17 protein-coding genes and 1 pseudogene are annotated in these 23,770 nt (G+C 37.6%); 3 read left to right on the top strand and 15 right to left on the bottom strand.

Annotated features, from left to right (window positions below; translation table 11 throughout):
- Position 1 precedes the first annotated feature (1 nt).
- The 9 genes from H5122_RS05380 to H5122_RS05340 are packed head-to-tail and all read right to left on the bottom strand — an operon-like array spanning position 2 to position 9,131.
- Positions 2-1,222 (bottom strand): type II secretion system F family protein, encoded by a 1,221-nt coding sequence (locus H5122_RS05380; protein ID WP_182682484.1) that lies wholly within the window; start codon positions 1,220-1,222, stop codon positions 2-4.
- Entirely contained in the window at positions 1,209-2,936 is a 1,728-nt protein-coding gene (locus H5122_RS05375) for a GspE/PulE family protein (RefSeq protein ID WP_182682483.1), read from the bottom strand. Before H5122_RS05375 ends, H5122_RS05380 begins: the two co-directional genes overlap by 14 nt.
- Complete coding sequence (locus H5122_RS05370; protein WP_182671039.1) at positions 2,933-4,075, bottom strand: tetratricopeptide repeat protein; 1,143 nt, start codon at positions 4,073-4,075, stop codon at positions 2,933-2,935. The genes H5122_RS05375 and H5122_RS05370 overlap by 4 nt, the downstream gene beginning before the upstream one ends.
- Positions 4,072-4,974, bottom strand: coding sequence for an ExeA family protein (locus H5122_RS05365; protein WP_154904144.1), 903 nt, complete (start codon positions 4,972-4,974; stop codon positions 4,072-4,074). The genes H5122_RS05370 and H5122_RS05365 overlap by 4 nt, the downstream gene beginning before the upstream one ends.
- Before the next feature lie 2 nt (positions 4,975-4,976).
- On the bottom strand, positions 4,977-6,635 hold the full coding sequence (gene mshL / locus H5122_RS05360; protein ID WP_182671061.1) for a pilus (MSHA type) biogenesis protein MshL: 1,659 nt from the start codon (positions 6,633-6,635) through the stop codon (positions 4,977-4,979).
- On the bottom strand, positions 6,619-6,942 hold the full coding sequence (locus H5122_RS05355; RefSeq protein ID WP_182671040.1) for an agglutinin biogenesis protein MshK: 324 nt from the start codon (positions 6,940-6,942) through the stop codon (positions 6,619-6,621). Before H5122_RS05355 ends, mshL begins: the two co-directional genes overlap by 17 nt.
- Positions 6,920-7,615, bottom strand: coding sequence for an agglutinin biogenesis protein MshJ (locus tag H5122_RS05350; RefSeq protein ID WP_154904142.1), 696 nt, complete (start codon positions 7,613-7,615; stop codon positions 6,920-6,922). The genes H5122_RS05355 and H5122_RS05350 overlap by 23 nt, the downstream gene beginning before the upstream one ends.
- A complete protein-coding gene (locus H5122_RS05345) occupies positions 7,612-8,211 on the bottom strand; it encodes a PilN domain-containing protein (protein ID WP_223231636.1) in 600 nt (199 codons plus the stop codon). The genes H5122_RS05350 and H5122_RS05345 overlap by 4 nt, the downstream gene beginning before the upstream one ends.
- A complete protein-coding gene (locus H5122_RS05340) occupies positions 8,208-9,131 on the bottom strand; it encodes an MSHA biogenesis protein MshI (protein WP_101163202.1) in 924 nt (307 codons plus the stop codon). Before H5122_RS05340 ends, H5122_RS05345 begins: the two co-directional genes overlap by 4 nt.
- 77 nt (positions 9,132-9,208) lie before the next feature.
- On the opposite strand from H5122_RS05340, the gene H5122_RS05335 reads away from it, so the two are divergent.
- Positions 9,209-10,117, top strand: a complete 909-nt coding sequence (locus H5122_RS05335) for a 1-aminocyclopropane-1-carboxylate deaminase/D-cysteine desulfhydrase (RefSeq protein WP_182682482.1) — start codon at positions 9,209-9,211, stop codon at positions 10,115-10,117.
- A gap of 3 nt (positions 10,118-10,120) precedes the next feature.
- Here the strand turns inward: H5122_RS05335 and H5122_RS05330 are convergent, their stop codons facing one another.
- From H5122_RS05330 to H5122_RS05310, 5 genes and pseudogenes are all read right to left on the bottom strand, one after another.
- Positions 10,121-11,809: an EAL domain-containing protein gene (locus H5122_RS05330; RefSeq protein WP_182682481.1), complete on the bottom strand. Its 1,689-nt coding sequence runs from the start codon at positions 11,807-11,809 to the stop codon at positions 10,121-10,123.
- Between the two features lie 180 nt (positions 11,810-11,989).
- Positions 11,990-12,271 (bottom strand): annotated as a pseudogene (locus H5122_RS05325) (NADPH-dependent FMN reductase); the annotation flags it as partial.
- 182 nt (positions 12,272-12,453) lie between these two features.
- On the bottom strand, positions 12,454-15,183 hold the full coding sequence (locus H5122_RS05320; RefSeq protein WP_182682480.1) for a response regulator: 2,730 nt from the start codon (positions 15,181-15,183) through the stop codon (positions 12,454-12,456).
- Between the two features lie 263 nt (positions 15,184-15,446).
- Positions 15,447-16,172: a single-stranded DNA-binding protein gene (ssb, locus tag H5122_RS05315; RefSeq protein WP_182682479.1), complete on the bottom strand. Its 726-nt coding sequence runs from the start codon at positions 16,170-16,172 to the stop codon at positions 15,447-15,449.
- Between the two features lie 20 nt (positions 16,173-16,192).
- Positions 16,193-17,560 carry an MFS transporter gene (locus H5122_RS05310; protein WP_182671044.1) on the bottom strand — a complete coding sequence of 456 codons (1,368 nt, stop codon included), beginning with the start codon at positions 17,558-17,560 and terminating at the stop codon, positions 16,193-16,195.
- 162 nt (positions 17,561-17,722) lie between these two features.
- On the opposite strand from H5122_RS05310, the gene uvrA reads away from it, so the two are divergent.
- Positions 17,723-20,548, top strand: a complete 2,826-nt coding sequence (gene uvrA, locus H5122_RS05305) for an excinuclease ABC subunit UvrA (RefSeq protein WP_182671045.1) — start codon at positions 17,723-17,725, stop codon at positions 20,546-20,548.
- A 405-nt stretch (positions 20,549-20,953) separates the two neighbouring features.
- On the opposite strand, the gene H5122_RS05300 is transcribed toward uvrA, so the two are convergent.
- On the bottom strand, positions 20,954-23,095 hold the full coding sequence (locus H5122_RS05300) for a winged helix-turn-helix domain-containing protein (protein WP_182682478.1): 2,142 nt from the start codon (positions 23,093-23,095) through the stop codon (positions 20,954-20,956).
- A gap of 282 nt (positions 23,096-23,377) precedes the next feature.
- Between H5122_RS05300 and H5122_RS05295 the strand changes: the two genes are divergently transcribed.
- Positions 23,378-23,743, top strand: a complete 366-nt coding sequence (locus H5122_RS05295; RefSeq protein ID WP_154903930.1) for a hypothetical protein — start codon at positions 23,378-23,380, stop codon at positions 23,741-23,743.
- Positions 23,744-23,770 lie beyond the last annotated feature (27 nt).

Here is a 23,770-nt window from a genome sequence, read left to right as displayed (position 1 = left end):
TTTAATTCCCTTTGATTGCCGACATCATGTTCCACATAGGCATAAAAATACCCAATGCTAAAATCAGCACCATAATGGCAACAAACACAGTTAAAATAGGTTCTATTTTTGCGGTTAAACTTCGTAAGTCATAATCAACTTCACGCTCATAATAATCAGCAGCTTCTTGAAGTAGCTCATCAACCCGGCCCGTTTCTTCACCTACCGCTACCATCTGTAATACAAGCTGAGAAAACAGCTGAGAACTTTTTGAGGCTCTGAGTAAGCTATCGCCTTTTTCTATATCTTGGCGCATAGTAATAATCGCTTTTTCCATATAGCTGTTATCTACGGCATGCGCTGTTAGTGATAAACCAGTGGTCATAGGCACACCGGAGCGCAATACCATAGCTAAACTTTGACTGTAGCGCGCAAGCAATGTCCGTTTTAAAATATCCCCAATAAATGGAATTTTTAATTTATATTGATCCCACTTAAAGCGTCCAGGCTCTGTATTTAAATAACGCCTCCAAGCAAAAACAGAACCAATACCCATCACCAATAATAACCACCAGTAGTTAACAAAAAAGCTGCTAGTGCCAATTAATATTTGAGTCATTAATGGCAATTCAGCATCAAATTTTTCGAACATACTGGCAAAGGTAGGAATAACAAAAATATTCAAAATAATCATAGCCGCTACTAGAGCCAAAATAACAAAAGTAGGGTAGCGCATAGCTGCTTTTATACGCTTTCGGGTTTCTTGTTCTTTCTCAAAATAAATAGCGAGTTGATAAAACGCATCTTCTAATCGTCCAGAACCTTCACCAACCATTACCATTGATACTGTTAAACGGCTAAATACCTCGTTATGTATCGCCATTGCACTGGATAAGTCGCGGCCTTGCTCAAGCTGCTTGGTAACTTCTATTAGTACACTTTTAAATTTTTTATTTTGCGTTGTATCTGCCAGCCCAACCATTGCTCGTATAATTGGTATACCCGCTTTTAATAGCGAATACATTTGCCTAGAAAACATAATCATGTCGTCTAGCGTTATTTTTTCGACAAATAAATTATCAAAAATTTTGATGTTATTTTTTGTTTCAACTAAAGAGATTGATATTGGTATAAATTGACGCTTCATTAAACTATCAGCTACGCCAGCTTGGTTACTCGCTTCTAATTGCCCTTTAACCAACATACCTTTGCTGTCTTTAGCTTTGTAGCTATATAGTTGCATCAATATCCCCTACTATTTCTGGGATATATTCAGCCACTTTAAATACTTCATCTAAAGAGGTAACACCTTGCTTGGCGTAGTTTAATGCCATTGTTGAGAGCTGCGAAAAATTCGCGCTATTTTTAGCGGCTTTTGCAAAACCTTGCGTGTCGTTAACTCGTAATGCATCCATCATTGCATCATCCATTTCGAGCAACTCAAAAATACCTACACGCCCTTTATAACCACTATGGTTACATGCTGTGCAACCTTGCCCTTTGGAGAATTGAGCTTCAGTAACATCTTCGCCTAAGTATTTTAGCCAACTTATTTCTTGATGATCTGGCAAGTACGGTACTCTACAGTCATTACATATTCGTCTTACTAATCGTTGGGCAATAATAGCGCGCAGTGAACTTGCCACTAAGTAAGCCGGTGCCCCCATATCAATTAGCCGCATAGCACTAGTGATTGCATCATTAGTATGTAGCGTTGATAACACAAGATGACCTGTTAAAGCGGCTCTTAACCCAATATCTACGGTTTCTTGGTCACGCATTTCACCAACCATTATAATGTCAGGATCTTGCCTTAAAGCGGTCCGTAAAATACTGGCAAAGCTCAGCCCTATTTTATTATTTATTTGTACCTGGTTAATACGACCGATACGATACTCAACAGGATCCTCTACTGTAATAATTTTACTTTCTTGTTGATTCAGCTCACTTAGTGCACCGTATAGTGTGGTTGTTTTACCCGAACCTGTTGGCCCGGTAACTAAAACCATGCCATGTGGACGTTTTATAATGCTGCGCACACGTTTTAATATGTGTACAGGCATACCCGTTTCATCTAACGATAGTAATCCTGCGGATTGGTCAAGCAGGCGCATTACAACTGACTCACCATGCTGAACCGGCATGGTAGATAAACGCACATCAATACTATGGCTGCGTACTTTTATATTAAACCGGCCATCTTGAGGGAGGCGTTTTTCAGATATATCTAATCCCGACATAAGCTTTAAACGTAACACTAATGCCGATGCTATTTTTACTTGGTTAAGAGTGTGCTCTTGTAATATGCCATCTACACGTTGACGAATGCGAAGCAAACCTTCATCTGGCTCAATGTGAATATCGGATGCACGAACTTGCACTGCATCCTCAAATATTGATTGCAGTAACTTTACAACGGTTGCATCTGATGTCTCATCACCTAAAGAATTTAAATCAAACTCTTCTACGTCTTGATATTCTTCATGAAGTTGTGCTGCAAAATTGGTAATTTCATCTGTACGGCGATACACGTTGTCAAACGCAGCCATAATTTGGCTTTCTTGAACAACAGCTAAATCTATTCGTTTAGGAGCAAGCATAGTCGCAAGTTGATCAAGGCTCCTTAAATCAGCAGGATCGCTCATCGCGAGCAAAACAGAGTCACCATTATCTTCAATTACTAATGCTCTGTAACGACGCGCATATACTTCAGATAAAAGCTTAGATACATCATGTGATATTTTTCGCTGTGATATATCTAAAAAAGGTACCTGTAATTGCTGCGCTAAAAAGCGTAATAGTTGTGGCTCACTAATAAGCTCAAGGCTAATAAGTGTCGAACCTAATTTACGACCTGTCGCTGCTTGAACATTTAATGCTTCACTTAGTTGCGCTTCGGTGATCATGTGTTCATGAACAAGTAAATCGCCTAAGCGCATTTTTAAACTAGGTCTCATACGGCCTCCTTTAGCGCAACTAAACGTTGTAATGCATGCTGAGTCATAACAGTATTTAATCCACCTAAATCTAGAGCTACTTTGTAAAGTTGTTTAGCATCCAGATATTCTCCCAGTGCATCTTTTGAGGTTGCAAGTGCAAGCCACCACTTGGCTTGACTAGGCTGAAGCTTTGTAAGATGTTTAAAGCTTTCAAGTGCTTTATGGTGCTTACTTGCACTTTGCGCGGCAGTCCCTTGCAGCACCCAAAAATCAAGATTCGCTTGAGGCTCAAATTCATCACTTAAAAGCAGCAATACCTCTTCATACTGTTGTTGCATAATAAGTATTTTGCTTAGCATTACACGCCATTCAAGCACACTAGGATTTTGGCGAATACCCGCTTGCAAAACCTGCTGTGCAGAATTTATATCTTGTTGTTTAAAGTAAGTTGCAGCCAGTAAGTTTCGAGCCTCAACATGTAAAGGCGATTGCGCTAAAATCACGTTCAAATCACTTATAGCTTCGTTGTATAAGCCAAACTGTATTGCCTGCTTAGCTGCCGCTAATTGCTCAACCAATAAAGCCTGTGGCGACTTAGCTTCTGCCACGCTTTTAAACATAGTATTTTGAGGCTTAGCTTTAGTCACTGGCGTAATTTTTGGCTTACTCACAGTAACTTCACTAGCGGTTAACTCTTTATTATTAGCTAGTGCAGAGCTTTGTTTAACCTCGGCAATTACAACCGGCTCAACTATTGGCTGAGAAACTAATAATGTAGCTTCACTCAACTTGGGTTCAGCTAAATCATTCACTTTTGGCTTTATTTGCTCAATAGGCATAACTGCCTTTACAGCTTCTTGCTCAACCATAGGTTCTGCAGGACTGTTTTCATCTTGGGAGTCAGATAAATTAGAGGTTATAACCGCGACCATTTTTTGCTTTGGTAACACAGCCTCACGTTGGGTCTCTTTTTTGTCGGCGATAGGTAAATACAGGTATGCTAAAAAAATGACACTTAGCATAATAAGTAAAATTACGGCTTTAAATACAATGTTTCTTACATCATATATTGGCTTTACGCTTACACCTTCTTGAATACTTACTTGCTTAGCTTCACGTTGCTCAATATTTTTAAGCATATTATTTATAACGCTCATAACCACTGCCTCCAAACCCATATGGCAGCAACAACTAAAACACTAAACATTAACGCGCTGTAACTCCAATATTGGCCTGTCCGGTATTTTGCGCAGTCTTCAGTATCTTTTATGGCAAGCTGAATATGGCGATTTGTTATTGTATTTAATCCTTCACCGTACGCTTGTAATAGTGCTTTGTGGCATAAAATATTAACTAATCTAGGAATACCACGGCTTGCTCTGGCAATCTTAAGCCCCATACTATTATTAAATAAAGGAGGCCGATTAAACCCTGCAATTTGTAAGCGATGATTAATATAATAAACAACCTCTGCGCCAGTCATCGCCCTTAATTTATACGAAAAACTGATACGCTGGCGTAACTGCCTTACTTTATTATTTGCCAGTTTTTCATCAAGTTCTGGTTGTCCAAATAGCACTACTTGAATCAGCTTTTCGCTTTCTGTTTCTAAGTTTGTAAATAATCTAAGCGCTTCTAGAGTCTCCCAGCTCAAGCATTGCGCTTCATCTATCAAAAGTACTACGCGCTCATTGTCTTCTTGTAAGTCGAGTAAATGATGATTTATAAGCTGCCCTAGTGCTTGTTGGTCCAATGCTTTATCTACATCCATGCCCAGCTCAATTGCAATCGCCCATCTAAGCTCTTCTGGGCTTAAATAAGAGTTAGGTAAATAGGCCACAATGTAATCTGGCTCAAGTTGATTTAATAGTTTTCTACAAAGCAACGTTTTACCTGTCCCAACTTCACCGGTAACCTTAATAAACCCCTCCCCCATTTCAATGGCTGTTGTTAGCACTTGCATCGCTTCGTGGTGCGGCTCAAGTGCACAAAAAAATTGTGTGTTAGGGGTTAACGTGAAAGGCATTTCACTTAAATTAAAAAAGCTTAAATACATAGTTAGTTTTCATACCATGTTTTTAAAAGCTGACGGCTTTCACCTTGTTGTTTTTTCCAAGTGTCGGGCATAACAACGGTTGGTTTAATTAAGATAATCAGTTCTTTTTTCTCTTGGCGTTTACGAATACTTTTGAATAAATTGCCAAATAGCGGGATATCACCCAGCACCGGTGTTTTAGATTCTTCATCCTGAGTTGACGTTTGCATCAAGCCACCAATAACCACTATTTCGCCACTTTGAGCGCGAATAACGGTATCTGACTCTCGAATGTTGCTTTGCGCTAGAGGTAACTCAAAACGTTGATCGTCCAAAGTAATTACCTTTAGTTGCTCCTCTGTCTCAGTTACTGAAGGATGAACATGTAAAATGACTGAGCCATACTTATCAATCTGCGGCGTTACATCAAGCGCAATACCAGAAAAGAACGGTGTTAAATCTATCTCAGGCGAGGTGGTTGTAGCAGTACCTGTTACCGTTGTACTTGATACGTTAGTAACAAAATATTCGTCCTGCCCTACTTTTATAACTGCTTTTTGATTGTTTGTAGCCGTAACGCGAGGGTTAGATAACATTTGCACATCGCCTTGGGTTTCTAGCAAATTAATAACCCCATTAAAGTCACCTTTTTGAATGGTTAGCGATGACGCTCCGCCAATTGCAGCCGAAATACTATTACTAATTGTAGAACCCGCTGTTGTAGCAAACGAAATCCCACCTTCTAAACCACTGGCTATACGCTCCCAGTTAACTCCTTGTTGATACTCATCTTTTAAAGTTACTTCTATTATTTTTGCTTCTAGAATAACTTGGCGTTGCAGGTTTTCTTGGCTTTGACGTAAAAACTCTTTGAGCTGACTAATTTCACTGGGCAATGCATTTACTGTAACCAAACTAGCTTGTGGGCTTGCAACAACATAGCGCCCATCGCCTGCGCCAATTAAGGACTTAAGAGCAACTTCTAATTCTTGCCAAAAATCATTTTTATTAATTGTTTGGATTCGAGAACCATTTAAATCTAAGCTTTGGTTGTCACCACCAGAGCTACTATTTTGTTGGTTACCACTGCCTGAATTTGAACTACTCGATCCATTACCACTTTGTGCAAACTGACTAACCCCACCAGCAACAACACTCACTGTAGATTGACCATGACGTTGCATCATCAAATAATTTACAGGTATCGTTTCTGTGCGCATTTTGGCTGGTAATACTTGTACAATTCGCCCTTCATTTACAATATCTAAAGGGTACATACGCTTAATAACAGCAATGACTTCGTTAAACGTAACGCTTTTTAGGTTTAAACTAATTGTGCCATTTACTTCTGGGTGTACAGCAACACTAAAAGGAGTATCGTCTGTTAAGCCTGCAAAAAAAGCGCCTATTTCAACATCATTTGCAGCAACATCAAAACGCTTGATAGATAAATCATCACTTATCGTTTGCTCATTATTTATAGATGACAATAAGCTTTGTGTAAGTTCGCTTGGCATTTGTAGAGGCGCAATGACTTTAGGCTTTGTTGGTTTTTCTGCTAACTCTTGCTCTATATGAGTTTTAATCTCTTTACCTGGTTTAAAGCTATGGCAAGCCGTTAAAAACGTAGGCAACAAAAAGAGAACAAGCCACGGGTGAGATAAATTATTTTTTAATTTCATAGTCATATAATTCTAATTTTATTTGTTTATCATCATTTGCTAGCACAACGTGTTTTGAGTTAATGCTTAGCACCCGAAAATCATCTACAGCATCACCAACTCGATAAATATGGCCTGAAATAATGGCCTTAAATGCTGTACTGTTTTTAATAATAGATTGCAATTTAAGTTCTGTACTTTGCTTAACTGGACTATTGTTACTCACAAACATATTTGGCTGAGTCGGATCGCGAAGTTGCGCAAGCGCACTCGGCGCAATAATGTAAAGAGCCAAAGTACAAATACTATAACGCGATAAATTTTTCATTAGCGCTCACTGTAGCTATATGTAGGACGAGTTCAGCTTGAGGGTACTCTAGTACCTGATAACTAAACTCTTGTATTAATAACTTATTTTGATTGTTTTTTAATGCGGCTAAATATTTTTGTAAGCTAAAGTAGCTACCTTGCAAAGTAACTACCATCTGATGCTCAAAAAATAATGTTTGCGTATCATGTTCACCTAGTTTTTCTACATCGATAGCCCGTGCTGGTTTTACATTAAAGCTACTCACTTTTACGTCGCTACTATCTACAAGCAAATCTTTTAAAACGGCAGGTACATTTTTAGCAGCTACAAAGCCTTGGCTAAAACTATTAAGTTGATTATTTATTTCGGCTAATTCATCTCTGGTTTGTGCAATTTGGCCGCGTAAAACCTTAGTGTAGTCGTAGTTTAGTGCTTGGTTTAACATGGAGAGTTGCGCATTTATCTGCTGTAACTCTTGCAGCGTTGTATTGTGCTTTGAACGTATGTTGGCAACTTCATCTTGCTGTGGAAAAATAACGAACCAAAGACCGAGGTAAATCACTATAAACAAACCAACAAATAAGGTGGAATACTTCTCACGTTTTTGCAGCGATGCAAACTGAGCTTGGTATTTGACCCATAATGGCCAACCTTTATTTTTATTATTCTGGCTACTTGTTGTTTGGCTCATGGTTTATCGCCCTCATCACTAAGGTCTGTCGCTACATTAAATTCACTCACACCTGCTTGCGTAGATAACTCTAAAACTGAAAACTCTTTATCAATAAAAAATGGCGACTGTTTTAAATTATCAAACCAAATTGGTAAGAATTTTGATTGCGATGTTTGACCTTGAAGCGTCACACTTTGCCCTACAAACTTAATGTGGGTCAGCCAAATATTAGGTTCATGATACTTAGCTAAATCGTGCATTACCTGAGCGTAGTCGGTTGCAGACTGCTCTGAACTTTGCTCTAAATAGCTAAATATTTGCTGCTTGTGCAAAACCTCTTGCTGAAGTGTTTTTAGCTCATTAATAAAGAGTGTTTTATTTTGTTTCTCTGCTAACTGCTGTTTTACAACTTCTAACTGAGCTTTTCCTTGTTTGAGGTATTGCCTATTTTGTTCTAAATCAAGCTCACTAGAATATGTTTTATAACTGTAAAAAGCCCACGTGATTGCAATAATTAATAGCGCACCTAACCACAACGTGATCATTCCAGACAAAGGGACTGGGTCTCGCCGTACGCGTAAGGTTTTTTGATAAAAGTTAATCCGGGTTTTCATAGCACAGACTCAGGATCTGTTAATTGATAGGCTGCCCCAAGCGCATAATAAAAATTTGGCTCTAATTGCTGCGCTAATTCTAAGTTAGGCTCAAAATCTACAACTTTTACTTGTAAAAACTCTGCAAGCCCTGCTCTAAGAGTTAATGAAGATAAATCATCGCACTGTAACTGAATGCTGCGAATTGGTGGTTGCTTGAGCTGGCTTTCAAAAAAGTCCATAGAACGCTGAATTTCTAATCCTAACGCTTCTACCAATTCTTGATTTTGATCTTTATCAGAAATGCCTAAAAAACCATTTAATCGCCTAGCTAATACTAATTGCCCATCACGAATAATTAAGATTCGAGGTTCATGATTAGCATGTTGCACAATCAGCATATGCGCCTCTTTGTATGAGCCAAACAAGGTAACTAAAACCATTTCTTCAGAGGTCATTGCACGCAAAACAGGTTTAGTTTGTTCAAAACTGTCTATAAACGGAAGTAGTTGCAGCTTATTCGTAATAAACACATTCATTTTGCTGCTTTGCATCGGTAATGTTATTGGATAATCGATAAAGTCAGCCACAATATTTTCAGGCGCTATATCAACTAAATCTTTTGTAGTCCAAGGGAGTGACTGAATGATTTCTTCATCACTAAGGTTTGGTTTATCCATTTGCACTATTTGATAAAAGTAGTGCGGTATGACTAAATTAACGGCACAAATATCAGTAGAAACCTCATTTGTACAAGCAACAATTGCAGCGGTATAATCGGTTTGCTCAGACACATTTACACTGTGAGAACTGTGAACCATCCATTGGTCGCGTTGTTTTTTTAAACATACTGCGTTAACAGTATCTGCATACGTTGCAACACCAATAGCTGTATTAGGATCTAAACTACGATTTAACCAAGAAAACAGCTTTTCTTTCATATAGCTACTATTGTTAATTATGTATTAACCAAGTGTCGTACATTTTAATTATTTTGCCAAGTTGAAAACTAATAAATATGCATAAATCATTCAAAATAAAAGAAAATAACCATATTCAACAAATAGATACAACGTTTCTAAAAAAGAGAAATATTTATTTAGGTGTAAAACGTGATGATTTGCTTCATCCGTTAATAAGTGGCAATAAATGGCGTAAATTAAAATATAATTTAGCGTACATGCGAAAGATAAATAAGACAGAACTTCTGACTTTTGGTGGTGCATTTTCAAACCATATTCACGCCTGCGCAGCTGCGGGAAAAGAATTTAATATAACAACTCATGCAATTATCCGCGGGCCAGAACTTGATAACAACAATCCGACAATTCAGTTTGCAAAACATTGTGGTATGAACCTACATGTTGTTAATCGTATAGAGTATCGAAAACGTCACGAGACTGAATACCTTAATGCTCTGCAAGAGCGTTTTCCAAACGCTTATATCATCCCTGAAGGTGGCACAAATGAACATGCTTTATTAGGGTGTCAAGAGTTAGTACAAAGCTTACCCGAACATAACTACTTAGTTTGTCCTACAGGTAGTGGTGGCACGCTTGCTGGACTAATAGAAGGCAGTGCTTCAACAACACAAGTTATTGGTATAGCGGTATTAAAACAAGCTGAATATTTAAATGAAGAAATAAAAAAGCTGAGCGCTAAAGCTAATAACCAAACTAACTGGCAGTTACTCACAGAGTTTCATGATGGTGGCTATGGTAAGTTTTCACCTGAGTTATGGCAGTTTTGCCAAGACATGAGTCACACTTATAATCTGCCACTTGAGCCTATTTATAGCGGAAAAATGATGTATGCATTGTGGCAGCTTATTGAGCAAGATTATTTCCCATCTGGGAGTGAAATTATTGCTGTTCATACCGGCGGGCTTCAAGGCTTAAATGGGCTTAAATATAGAGGGTTAATTTAGACCTTAATTAAATACCGCTTGCGTAAACTCTTGAAGCGGCTCTGAAAAGTAAAAACCTTGAGCCCCTACCACTCCCAATTTGGTAAGCGTAAGTAGCTCTTTTTGAGTCTCTACGCCCACCGCGTATACGGGTAGATTTAAAAGACTAGCGGCTTCGACTATCTTTTTTATTTTCTTTTGATTTTGAGTTTTTTCATTTAATAAATGAACCAGTTCGTATGATAACTTAAGCCCACATACTTGGTTATAATCAACTAGCATGGCTACTTTCTCACTGCTTTTTACATTATCAATCACAATATGTGAATGCCCTTTTTTAATAACATTAAGCGCATTAGTTATCGACTCCCTATAAGTAAAAAATTCTGCCTCACTTATTTCAAATTGTAATTTAGTATTTAACTTAAGCTCTGCCATTTGATTGGCTAACCACTCCCAAAATACAGTATTAAACCAATTTTTAGGGTGTAGATTTACACTAACGGTTAAAGCCGAAGACTCACTGTGCATTAGCTTTTTGACTTGTGTTATTACAGTTTTATCTAATATTAAAGCGTCTTGATCACTATAAACCTGTTTAATAAAATAACGAGCGGCCAGTAAACCAAGTTGGCTATGCCTAACCCGAATAAGAGCTTCATGCTGCAGGATATCTCCACTAGAGAGTTCAAATACAGGCTGAAAGAATAATATAAATTTATTCTTTTTAATGTTTTCTATAACCTGTTTGCTAGAGAGGTGTTTTTCTTGGCAGTTATTTAACGTTAAACGGTGGCAATGCTGCAATAGGCTGCTTTGTGATAATACGAGTGCTGATTTTGCTAACTTATAAACCGCCACTTGTTCAGCGCCTAATTGATAATCACACGCACCTATTTTAATATTTTTATGAGTAATATTTTGTTGATGATTTTGACATATAAAAAACACATTTTTATGAAGCTTTTCAACGTAGCTATTCAACTCGCTAATAGAAATGTTTGGTAAGGTAACCGCTAAGTAATTAGAGTTTAGTATTTTTACCGACACACCTTTAAGTTCGGCTAATTTTTTAGTAATTAAGACTTTAAAATTGGCTTCTATATCCGTTTTTTTATTAAAGCTACAATCACACTTAATAAGTAAAAATAAGTTATGTGATGCAGTATTAACTCCATACAAAGAACTTAAATCACATTTTTTTGTCTGTGCGATTAGTTGAGTATTTTTATGCCTTTGTTGAATAATTTTAGTCGGCTGTATAACTGTATTTTTAAGCATTACTTTACGGTTTACTTTTAACAGGCTCCACCAGCGATAAGACCAATTAGCAGCGCCTAATATAATCAGATTTAAGAATATAAATAAGTAGCTTTGTGTTACCCACACTGGATAGTGATAAAGGCTCAAACTTAACGTTTTAAAAGTAAAAACTCCGCGTTCTAAATTGACTAAGTTCCTAAAGTGATCTGAAGAATTTTGCACCTCTAACTTAAAGCCTTCATTTTTAGCTAATGCGACCAACACTTCATTATTTATAGAGGGGGATAAATTTAATTCGTAAACACGCTTAACAAACTGCTGCCCAGAAACATGTGCTTTTTGATGTAATGCATCATTTAAAATGAAATTAAAACTAATAAGTATCACCAGAAACAGAACAAAAGAGATACCTTTGAAGTACTTTAAAAGCCAGAGTTTACTCTTTTGCATAGCCTGCCACTCGTTATATTAATAACTAAAGTGTTGTTCAATATCTATAGAAGCACAAGGTTGCAAACAAAGTTTAAACTTTTATTAATAGCACTAAACAAAAAACACTCAAATAAACGAGAGCTTACAAAAATAAACAGCTATGCCCTTTATTCTGTAAATAGATGAAAGCCATCGACAAAGCATTAAATCTCGTAACTCTTGTACTTTAGGGTGTGATTCATCTTCACTATCAGTTTGAGGTAAACCTTCAGGATTAAAAATTTTAACCTCAGCACCAAAATACGTTAATAAACGTGCACTCTCCTCTATTACCAACTTGCTATAAGAACGCGCTCTTAATGATCCATACAACAATAAAATTTTAGGTTTGTGCTCAGAAAAACTAACATTAAAATTTTTAGTGTATGGAACAACACTGTGTGTTTTATTTGTATTTGGTAACCCATTAACTTCTAACATTTATAACTCAACCTTTGCCAAGTGAATATGCGAAAAATCGAATGTATGAAATTTCACATACAAAGCACGTTAGTCAAATTCTATTTTATAAATTTTTTAAGTTATTAAAAAATCGGCTCAAGCCAATGGAAGAGATTGCGGTAGGTATTTGATAAAAACATTAAATTATTTGTATAGCGCAACTATTTATTTAAACAGCGAATTATAGTTTCACGTAGTTTTTGCGTTTTAATGGGTTTTGCAACATGGGCATTCATGCCAATGGATAAGTATCGTGTAATATCATCTTTCATAACATTAGCTGTTAAGGCAATTATTGGAATATTTGCGATAGTTTCATCACTATCATTACGAATAATTTGAGTCGCCTCAACACCGTCCATGATAGGCATATGAATATCCATTAAAATTATATCAAACGGCTCTAATTTTACTGTTTGGATACACTCTAATCCATTATCAACTAAGTAAACCTGAGCGCCGCTATTTTCTAGTATGTTGGTAACTATGAGTCGATTGATTGAATTGTCTTCCACAACTAATACTCTAATACCCGCCAGCGACTGTTCACTCACAGCATTTACTTTAGGCACTTCATGAAAAGAGCCGACTACTCTACTTTTCACCTGCTCATACAAGACACTCGAATAAACAGGTTTTTGCAAAATTGTGTTTATATTTATTTTGTTAGCCACATCATTAAGTAAAACCTCATGATCCCTTGTAAGTACAATTATATTACTGCAAAGCTGGGGATTAATATTATAAATACGCGTTAAAAATGTTTCACTACTCATCGCTGGCATTATCCAATCTACAATAATGACTTTGAATTTTTCTTTATTCTGTTCAATAATATCAATAGCTTGCTTAGCAGACGAGCACGTAGTACATGCTAAACCCATAGCTGTAAGCTGATTTTCAATTACTTTAAGGTCCTCTTCATTATCATCTATAATTAATACATCAAACGGATCAGTAAAGATTAGGTTAGGCGTATCATCAATCAATGCTTGGTTGTTCAATTTAACTTCCACCGAAGCTACAAACTCACTACCCACACCTTGAGTGCTGTGTACCGTTATATCACCACCCATCAATTGGCATAAACGCTTACTAATTGTTAAACCTAACCCTGTACCACCAAACTTCCTAGTTGTAGAACTATCTGCCTGAGTAAATGATTCAAATAAATTGCTAAGATTATCCTCAGCGATGCCAATACCTGAGTCTTTAACTGTAAAATATAAGCAAACACTTTGCGGATCGTCTAATAACTTTCTTGACTCAATTAAAACCGATACAGTGCCGTGAGGGGTGAATTTAATTGCGTTAGAGCATAAATTTAACAGCACCTGATTTATTCGCACTACATCGCCGATTAAGTCCAGCTTAACTGTCTCATCAATGACAATATCAAATGTGACTCCTTTACTTTGGGCCAATTCATTGAAGGTTGCTTTGACATAATCAACAACCGAATTTACAGAAAAAGGAAATTCTTCAAGGTTAATGTTTCCAGACTCAATTTTTGAAAAGTCTAAAATATCGTTAATAACCACCAGGAGTTGATCTGAGGAATATTTAATTTTATCTAAATAATGCCCATACTCACCAGGTAAACCTTTTTCGAGCAAAATATTAGTCAAACCAATAATCCCACTCATAGGGGTTCTAATCTCATGACTCATATTTGCTAAAAACTCAGACTTAGCGGATGTCAGATGCTCAGCTTCCTCCTTGGCGTGCAAAAGCTCTTCAGTGCGCTCTTCAACGCGCGACTCTAATCTTTGCTTTTCTTCATCAAGCTCTTTTAAAAGTTGAATGCGGCGTTGGTTTAAAAACAAAACAAAAACTAAAAAACTGCTAAGAATAAAAATAATTACAGTAGCGCTGTAAATTAATATTTTATTTTTCTCAAAGTAAGTTGGCTCGTAATAAGAGATAATTGACTCTTCTGGCAAGCTTTGCGGAGCAATATTAAACTTACTTAATTGTCGCCAATCATATGAGTATGTACTAAGCCCTTCACCACCAATTTCATTTAACGCTTTATTTTCATTATAAAAAACTATTGAATCGGCAATACGTTTACCTATTTTTTCACCCGACAATACATACCCACCAACAACACCTGAGCCTAATAGTACTTCCCAATAGCTAAACACTGGCGCCGGACTTTCTTCAGTTAATCGCTCTACTAGCTGATAAGGACTAAGTGATTTATTATCGTAACGCCTAAAAATGGGGGTAAATAAAATAATCGAATCCGCTGGGGCATTTCTTACTCTGGTGAGTAATTCTGGTAATGGAAGATCAAACCACTTTTCTACATTTAAATACGAAAAATCACGGTTAATAACCGAAAATAGTCCTCGATGAAAGCTCATACCAATATCGTTTTTTGTATCTAAAATTACGATCAATTTTTTAGGTTTCATTAAATTAACAGCATTTGCTGTTGCTTGCGCATAATCTAATTTAGCTTGGATCACAGCTCCGCTGGTCTTTTTTGGTAGATTAAACTGGGCGCCTGGCTCTAAGTATATTCGTGGAGCATTTATAAAAAAATCGTCTAATTGAGATAGTAACGTCGCTGCAGAAGGCGACTGAGTAACGATGATATCGATGTGCTTATTTTTATATTTTTGTTTGAGGTAGTCTTTCATTAACTGCTTTTGATTAACTTCATCAAAGCGATTTACATCCATATTTTCGACAAATAGTTCATAACTAAAAGAACGTTTTTTAAGCTCTGTACGCAGTCCAAGCTCAACACTTTTATACCAAGGCATATCTTGATTTGTTGAATTTATAAATAAAATATGAGTAACGTCTGAAGGAGTTTGAGCGTGTGAACTAGGGCTCAAGAATTGAAAAACAAGAAATAAAAATAAGATATTAGTTTTCATGTTTCTCATTGTGTAATCAGGGGAAAGTAGTTTAATGGTAAGTATTAACGATATATATATCAATTAAATACAAGATAAAACTTACTGCAATTTAACATTACCAACAATACTATTTCACTTTACAGCCTAATGAGGTCTTATATTGATAGTTTTTGGATTATCATCACAGCGCAATACGCATAAAAAACCCAGTACGAATACTGGGTTTAGTGTAAAAGGTGTAAGTAATCTATTTATTCTTACAATCTTAGTTTAACTGTGTGCTAGAACGGGATATCGTCATCAAAATCAATGGTTGGTTCCATTGGGTTTGATGCACCACCTTGCGGAGCACTTTGTGGTTTAGGAGCGAAACCACCTTGCTGCTGCGGTGCACTATTTTGTTGTGGTGCAAAGCCGCCTTGCGGTTTTTGGTATTGATTATTTTGTTGTGGTGCAGGCGCTGACTGAGGTTGCGCTGCAGGTGCTGCTTGCTGTTGTGGAGCATAACCACCTTGTTGCTGGTTATTTTGGCCTTGATTATTTTGACCGTAACCACCGCTTTGTTGAGCACTTTGCGCTTGATTACCTTGGTAACCACCACCTTGTTGCCCACCTTGTGATTGATTACCTTGGTAACCACCACTTTGTTGATCGCCACCACGTGCGCCTAACATTTGCATTTGACCAGTAAAGCCATCTACAACTATTTCTGTAGTGTACTTTTCTTGGCCTTGTTGATCGGTCCACTTACGTGTTTGAAGTTTACCTTCAACATAAATTTGTGAACCTTTACGACAATATTCACCAACAATTTCAGCTAACTTGCCAAAAAATACAACACGGTGCCACTCAGTTTTATCAACCATTTGGCCAGTGTTCTTATCTTTATAGCTATCCGAAGTTGCTAGGGTAATATTTGCTACACCGTTGCCGTTAGGCATATAACGAACTTCAGGATCTTGCCCTAAATTACCAACCAAAATTACTTTGTTCACACCGCGTGCCATGGAACCATCTCCTATAAATGTTAGATTAAACCAGCGACTTTACGCGCTTGGTCTAGGTCAAATTCTTTATCATTAATCTTTAAATAGCTGCGACTTTCATCGCGAACTACAGTTGCTTCTATTACACCTGGTAAAGCAACTAACTGAGAAGCAAGTACTTGAGCATGCTCTTCAGAATCTAATTTGGTCATTAAACTAATAACTTTACTTTTGGGTGGGACTTGCATTTTCCACGCAATAATAAGCCATATTAACCCAACAAGTGCCGCTGCCGCAAACACAGCTTGCGTCGTTGTAGTTTGTGCTACATAGCCACCTAACATACCGCCTAAAAAGGCGCCTAAAAACTGACTAGATGAGTAGCCTCCCATTGCTGAACCTTTTTGGCTTGCAGGTGCTATTCGCGATACAAGCGCAGGCATAGTGGCTTCTAAAAAGTTAAACGCCACAAAATAAAGCAGCATACACACAGCAATGCCTACTACACTATTAACCCATACCGACATTGCTAACATACTAATAGTTAACAAGGCTACCGAGCCAATAAATGCTTGTTTTTCTTTCTCTTTTTTAATGGCCATAATCATTATTGGTACCATTAATAAAAATGCTAAAAATAGCACTGGAATATACAAATACCAGTGATGGTCGGCAACCAAGCCATCTTTAATTAATTGACTCGGCAGTACCACAAAAATTGTGGTTAGCGTTAAATGCAATAACAATACACCTGCATTTAATCGTGCTAACTGAGGGTGTTTAATTAATTTTTTAATGTCGCTGAAGCTTGCTAATGTATCGCCTTTGGGCGCTTTATTTACCGCATTTGGCACTAGCATGGTCACTATAAATATACCAAAGACAGCTAAAATAGCAGTCAACCAAAATACACCTGCAATACCCCATGAAGCTGCAACAATTGGCCCAAGTAGCATAGCAAAGGCAAAGCTCATTCCTATGCTCATACCAATAACGGCCATTACCTTTGGTCGTTGCTCATCGCGGCTTAAATCTGAAGCAAACGCGAGTAGTGCACTGGCTATTGCGCCCATACCTTGTAAAGCACGGCCTACGGTAACCATTTGGATAGAGTCAGCTAATGCAGCAACTACAGAGCCAATAGCAAATACAACTAAGCCACCAACAATAACCTTTTTACGACCAATCTTATCGGATAATCGACCCATAGGTATTTGTAATACAGCTTGCGTTAAACCATACGCACCAATGGCAAAACCAATCCAAATAGGCGAAAAACCTTCAAGCGATTGTCCATAAATAGCCAATACAGGCATCAGCATAAACAAGCCGAGCATTCTAAATGCAAACACACTCGCTAGTGATACAGCGGCGCGTTTTTCTCGTGAATTAAGTGAAGATGCGGTCATTATCTGCGTGATCTTACTCTATGAAAAATTGAGGTTGGGATTCTACCATAAGCTTGGCAATAATTAATCGCCTATAAGTAAGGATTTTTCATTGATCAAGGATTAATATTGCTTCGTATTATGCGATACTGAGTAAATAATTTTGGCAATAAACGAGATAGCATGGAAAACATTGAAGTCCGAGGCGCCCGCACGCACAATTTAAAAGACATCAGCCTAACCATTCCACGTGATAAATTAATAGTTATTACTGGTCTATCTGGTTCGGGGAAGTCATCACTTGCATTTGATACACTTTATGCAGAAGGGCAACGCCGGTATGTTGAATCACTCTCTGCGTATGCAAGACAATTTTTATCGCTCATGGAAAAGCCTGATGTGGATCACATCGAAGGCCTCTCTCCTGCCATTTCTATTGAGCAAAAGTCAACGTCTCATAACCCGCGTTCAACCGTAGGTACTATTACCGAAATTTACGATTACTTACGACTTATGTTTGCCCGCGTTGGCGAACCACGATGTCCTACACATGATTTACCACTTGCTGCGCAAACCGTTAGCCAAATGGTAGATACTGTTTTGGCTCTACCTGAGGGTAGTAAATTAATGCTGCTTGCGCCAATAGTAAAAGAGCGTAAAGGTGAGCATGTTAAGTTATTAGAACAGCTATCTAGCCAAGGTTATATTCGCGCCCGTATAGACGGTGAAGTATGTGACTTGTCTGATCCACCAACACTTGAGCTTCATAAAAAACATACAATAGAAGTTGTTGTAGACAGATTTAAAGTAAAAGATGGCTTACAACAACGCTTAGCAGAATCATTCGAAACTGCACTTGAAATGTCTAATGGCGTTGCACATGTAGCATACATGGACGATAGCAGCGCTGAAGAAATTCTATTTTCAGCAAATTTTGCCTGCCCTACTTGTGGCTATGCAATGACTGAACTTGAGCCGCGTTTGTTTTCGTTTAATAACCCAGCTGGTGCTTGTCAAACCTGTGATGGCTTAGGTATACGCCAATATTTTGATCCTAATCGCGTAGTGCATAACCCAGAGTTAAGCCTTGCTGGCGGTGCAATTAAAGGCTGGGATAAACGCAGCTTTTATTACTATCAAATGCTGCAAGCGGTTGCAGATCATTACAATTTTGATTTAGACGTGCCTTATCAAGATTTAGACAGCGAATCGAAAAAAATTATTTTAGATGGCTCTGGTAGCACTAAAATTGCGTTTAATTACCGTAACGACCGTGGCGATTTGATTACGCGTAACCATGAGTTTGAAGGCGTTTTAAATAACATGAATCGCCGCTACCGCGAGACCGAGTCAAACTCTGTACGCGAAGAACTTGCTAAATACCAAACAAGCCAAGCGTGTCCTAGCTGTCATGGCTCACGCTTACGCGAAGAATCTCGAAATGTATTTATTGGACAAACCAACTTACCTGCAATCACATGCATGAGTATTGGTGAAGCCATGGAATTTTTTGAAGGTTTAGAGTTAACCGGACAAAAAGGCCAAATAGCTGAAAAAATATTAAAAGAAATTCGCGACCGCTTATCGTTTTTAATTAACGTTGGCCTAAATTATTTATCACTTGAACGTAGCGCCGATACATTATCAGGTGGTGAGGCTCAACGTATCCGCTTAGCCAGTCAAATTGGTGCCGGTCTTGTAGGTGTAATGTACGTACTAGATGAGCCATCTATTGGGCTGCATCAACGCGATAACGACCGCTTACTACAAACACTAATCCATTTACGCGACTTAGGTAACACCGTTATTGTGGTAGAGCACGATGAAGATGCAATTCGAGCCGCTGATCATATTATTGATATTGGTCCAGGTGCGGGTGTTCATGGTGGGCATATTATTGCACAAGGTACGCGCGACGATATTTTAGCAAGCAAAGAGTCTGTTACGGGCCAATTTTTATCAGGCGTACGTAAAATAGAAATACCAAAAGAGCGTCACCCAACGAACGACAAATGGCTAGAGCTATTTGGCGCAACGGGTAATAACCTTAAAAATGTGGATTTAAAAATCCCATTTGGTTTAATGACCTGTGTGACAGGTGTATCGGGCTCAGGTAAATCAACGCTAATAAACGATACTTTATTTAAACTTGCTCATACAGAGCTAAATGGCGCAACCACTGCCGAAGCGGCACCGTATAAATCAATTAGCGGTTTAGATCATTTTGATAAAGTGATCGATATTGATCAAAGCCCAATTGGTCGTACTCCTCGTTCAAATCCGGCAACCTACACAGGTATATTTACCGGCATTCGTGAATTATTTGCAGGTACACAAGAAGCGCGCTCACGTGGCTACAAAGTAGGTCGCTTTAGCTTTAACGTTAAAGGCGGACGCTGTGAAGCGTGCCAAGGTGACGGCTTAATTAAAGTTGAAATGCACTTTTTACCTGATGTGTATGTACCGTGTGATGTGTGTAAGAGCAAACGCTATAACCGTGAAACGCTCGAAGTCCAATACAAAGGTAAAAACATACACCAAGTACTTGAGATGACTGTTGAAGACGCGCATGAGTATTTTGACAAAATACCGGCTATTGCCCGCAAGCTTAAAACCCTAATGGACGTTGGTTTATCGTATGTCCGCTTAGGTCAAGCCGCTACCACGCTTTCAGGTGGTGAAGCTCAGCGTGTAAAACTTGCACGTGAGCTTTCTAAACGTGATACAGGTAAAACACTCTACATATTAGATGAGCCCACAACCGGCCTACACTTTGCTGATATTGAACAGCTGCTTGTTGTACTTCATCGCTTGCGCGATCACGGCAATACAATTGTCGTTATTGAGCACAACCTCGATGTTATTAAAACAGCAGATTGGGTTATTGATTTAGGACCTGAAGGCGGTGCTGGCGGTGGTGAAATACTCATTGCAGGTACGCCAGAAGAAGTAGCTGAGTGTGAGCATTCACATACTGGGCATTACTTAAAACCTCTATTAAATAAATAGAGGTTCGGTTGTTACAAATCAATCGGCACTAAAGTTATTTAACCCTAGAGATTACACTTAATTAAAAATGGCGAGAAGATTCACTTCTCGCTATTTTTTGGCTCTAATTTTTCTTTTATCAACATAATACCAATCCGCAATAATACTTAATCATTTTGCGGGGCTAAACGTGTCGCTACCTGTGTTAAAAAATTCTCATTTACGACTGCATGGATGCAGAAGGTAGAGCAATGCAGGAGCTATTGCCGAGAACAACTAAATAGCGAACTTTTTGCCTAGCTACCAACACGTTTTTCCATCCTCAAAATAGATCACTTAATTAAGCGAATTGGTATAACAATCGAAAATGTTATTAAAGAAAAACAACACACTGCTGCAAATTTAACCTTGAAAGCTCAACAGACCCTAGTTATTCCAACTTATCTGTATTATTTGCATGTCTTTATATTTTGATTCTGTAAAGAAAATTTGATTGTTATCACTAATAAAAAATGCGATGGGTTTAAAATCCACGTGCACATCTTTTACTGTTTTATCTTCTAAATTAAGCCGAGCAACTCTTGAAATCGCATCAGAGTAGTAAAGGTAATTATCATTAATAGCAAAAAGTTGTGCTTGTCGCGCGTCTTTGGGTAATTCCCAACTCTGTTTATTTGATAGTTTAATTAACTGATTATTAGTAATTGCATAATTAGTACCGTCAGCGCCTGAAATTAATTTATTGGCTTTAACATCCTCTAATATAGTTGTGTCTCGCGTTAATAAATTAAACTGAGCAAATAGGTTTTCTGAACCACTTCGCTCTAAATAAATTATACTTTCATTATCTTTAGACCATACATAGTTTAGTATTTTTCGCCCTTTAAACTCAGCTATGGTATAGAGTTTGTTCGACATAACGTCAAAAAATGCAATATCGCTATTAACTCTTAATAAAACACGATCTTGCTTACTCGATACTCTTAGCCCGCCAATAGCAAAGGTAGATTTCCCTTCATAAGTAAAGTTACTAAGTTGCTTTGTAAGTCCATTTTGAGATAACCACAACTGACTGCTGCCAGAGCGCTCGGATACAAAAATATGCGCTGGCCCTTTCTCATTAATGACTTCTACAATGTGGTAGTCGTCTTCATCACTTTTGTAGAGTGCTTCATACTCAGGAACATCGCTAAAAAGATTAGTCGCTTTAATTAACGAAAATGCTTGTGTTTTATTTGCTGAGTAAAAGAGGCTATTAGCAGATTGAACTGCAATATAATAAGGTGAAATTGCTGGGGTAACCGTTAGTGTGCGTTTAATAATATTATTTTCATCAAACACAATGGTTGAAAGGTCAGAGTCTTCAAAAACAATCACGCCTTTATCGTCTGCAAGCCAGTCAAACGCGAAGCTAATTATACTTTTGTTTGCTTTAAATAACCGCTTAGTCTCACGCGTAGAAAAGTCGTAGCTGAACACCGAAAAAGGCTGACCTTTTTGACTAAGTATATATGCTATTTTATTACCTGAAGAAGATAAGCGCGGCATTATTACGCCATACATTACACCTGGTGGTGGAATAACAATGGACTCTTTTAGTAACTCTAAATCAAATTTATATAAACCTGAGCCATCTTGCTCATTTTTATATTCAGTGTAATAAATATATTCACTATTTTCGTCTACTTGTGCGTAGCCGGTGTATCTAAGGTCACACTTTTTAATTAATGTAGCCTCACCAACAATAGGAAACTGGCTTAAATCAACCAGTACCATTTCGCACTGCTGTTGTTTTAAGTTTGTAGCTTGTATAAGCACTGCGTGCTGATTTAACTGCCACGATAAAATAGATACTTGAAAGCCAGGATAGGTAATTTCAACCTCCCTTTGATCAGATAGTCGCTTTACAAATGCATGCATTATGTCATTTTCAGGTTCAACATTTGTATAAGCTAAATATTGTTTATCTGAGGACATCTCAGGGTGAACCTCACTGCCTATATTCCACGTGCTTGCTACCTTATTAACCGTGATCTGTTTAATCTTTTCGCTAGAAGATGCATTAATAAAAAACAACCCAAACCATACTAAAGAGCACAGGCAAATAATGACGAGTAAAGAATAAATCAAAAAATTTTTACTATTCTTTTTTTGAACTGGTTGAGAAGTAGTTGCAGTAGCTATCTCTTCATTTTTGGCAGAAATACCCGGTGAGTCAGGCAAAATGTTTACAGGCTCTTTCAAAACGTTTGCTTGCGTTAAACGCTCAGGTATTACTGTTAGGCTATATCCTTTACGGTAATGCGTTTTTAAAAGCGGCGCTTTTTCAATTGGGTGGGCAAGCTGCTTTCTTAACTCTGAGATTGCACGGTTAATCGCATTATCATCAACAAAGCTCTGTTGCCACACACTCTCAATAAGCTCTTGGCGGGAAACAATTTGTTGAGGCTTGTCTATAAAGTGAAGTAATAGCTTTACTAAAAGTGGATCTAATTCCCTTTCTAAATGGTTTGAAGTAATCACACAGCGATTACTAATAAATTGCCAAGGTCCGATTTGATAATTCATAGTCTTTACGTATTTTTATTTTTATAAACCGTATCACATCTACACTTTCTTTTATAGAAAAAGCATTTTAAACCTTATATTAGCGTTATAAGGTTTAAGGCTAACCCTCTAAATTAAAACAATTATTTAATTTAAAAACCTTATCTATTAATTGCTCATAACTAGATAAGCGACTCTCAATAAATTCAGCGATATTCTTTAAACCGTCATCAACAAGCAGCTTAGTAAAAAATCATTTGTGATTCTAAATTGGCTGCAATTAAAAATATAAAAGGTTTAATTATGAATAGCACAATGAAAAAAGTACTACCGGCTTTACTACTAGCAACTGCTTTTAATACAACTTCAGTTATTGCAGCTGACGCTAAACAACACAACGTTCAAAGCAATTTTAATCAATGCATAATTGGTGAAAGCGTAGAGGCGATTAACCCAGTTAATAAAAAGCAGCAAGAAACAAACAACATAGACGCCACTGAGTCTTTAAAAAGTAATGTTGATACACAAACGTTACTTTCTTCGATAGATGAAAAAATATCAGCTGAGCTTGACTCTTCAATGAGCAAAATAAACTCGCAAATTGATAAAAACCTTTCAAAGGTAACATCCTCAATCACTGCATATTTCAGCACTGTGTTATCGAACTAAAAACAATAAAATTAAAAGTTACATAAA

The organism is Pseudoalteromonas sp. SG43-8 (assembly GCF_014164245.1).
GTDB classification, from domain to species: domain Bacteria; phylum Pseudomonadota; class Gammaproteobacteria; order Enterobacterales; family Alteromonadaceae; genus Pseudoalteromonas; species Pseudoalteromonas distincta.
This window is presented reverse-complemented; position numbering and strand designations above follow the sequence as displayed.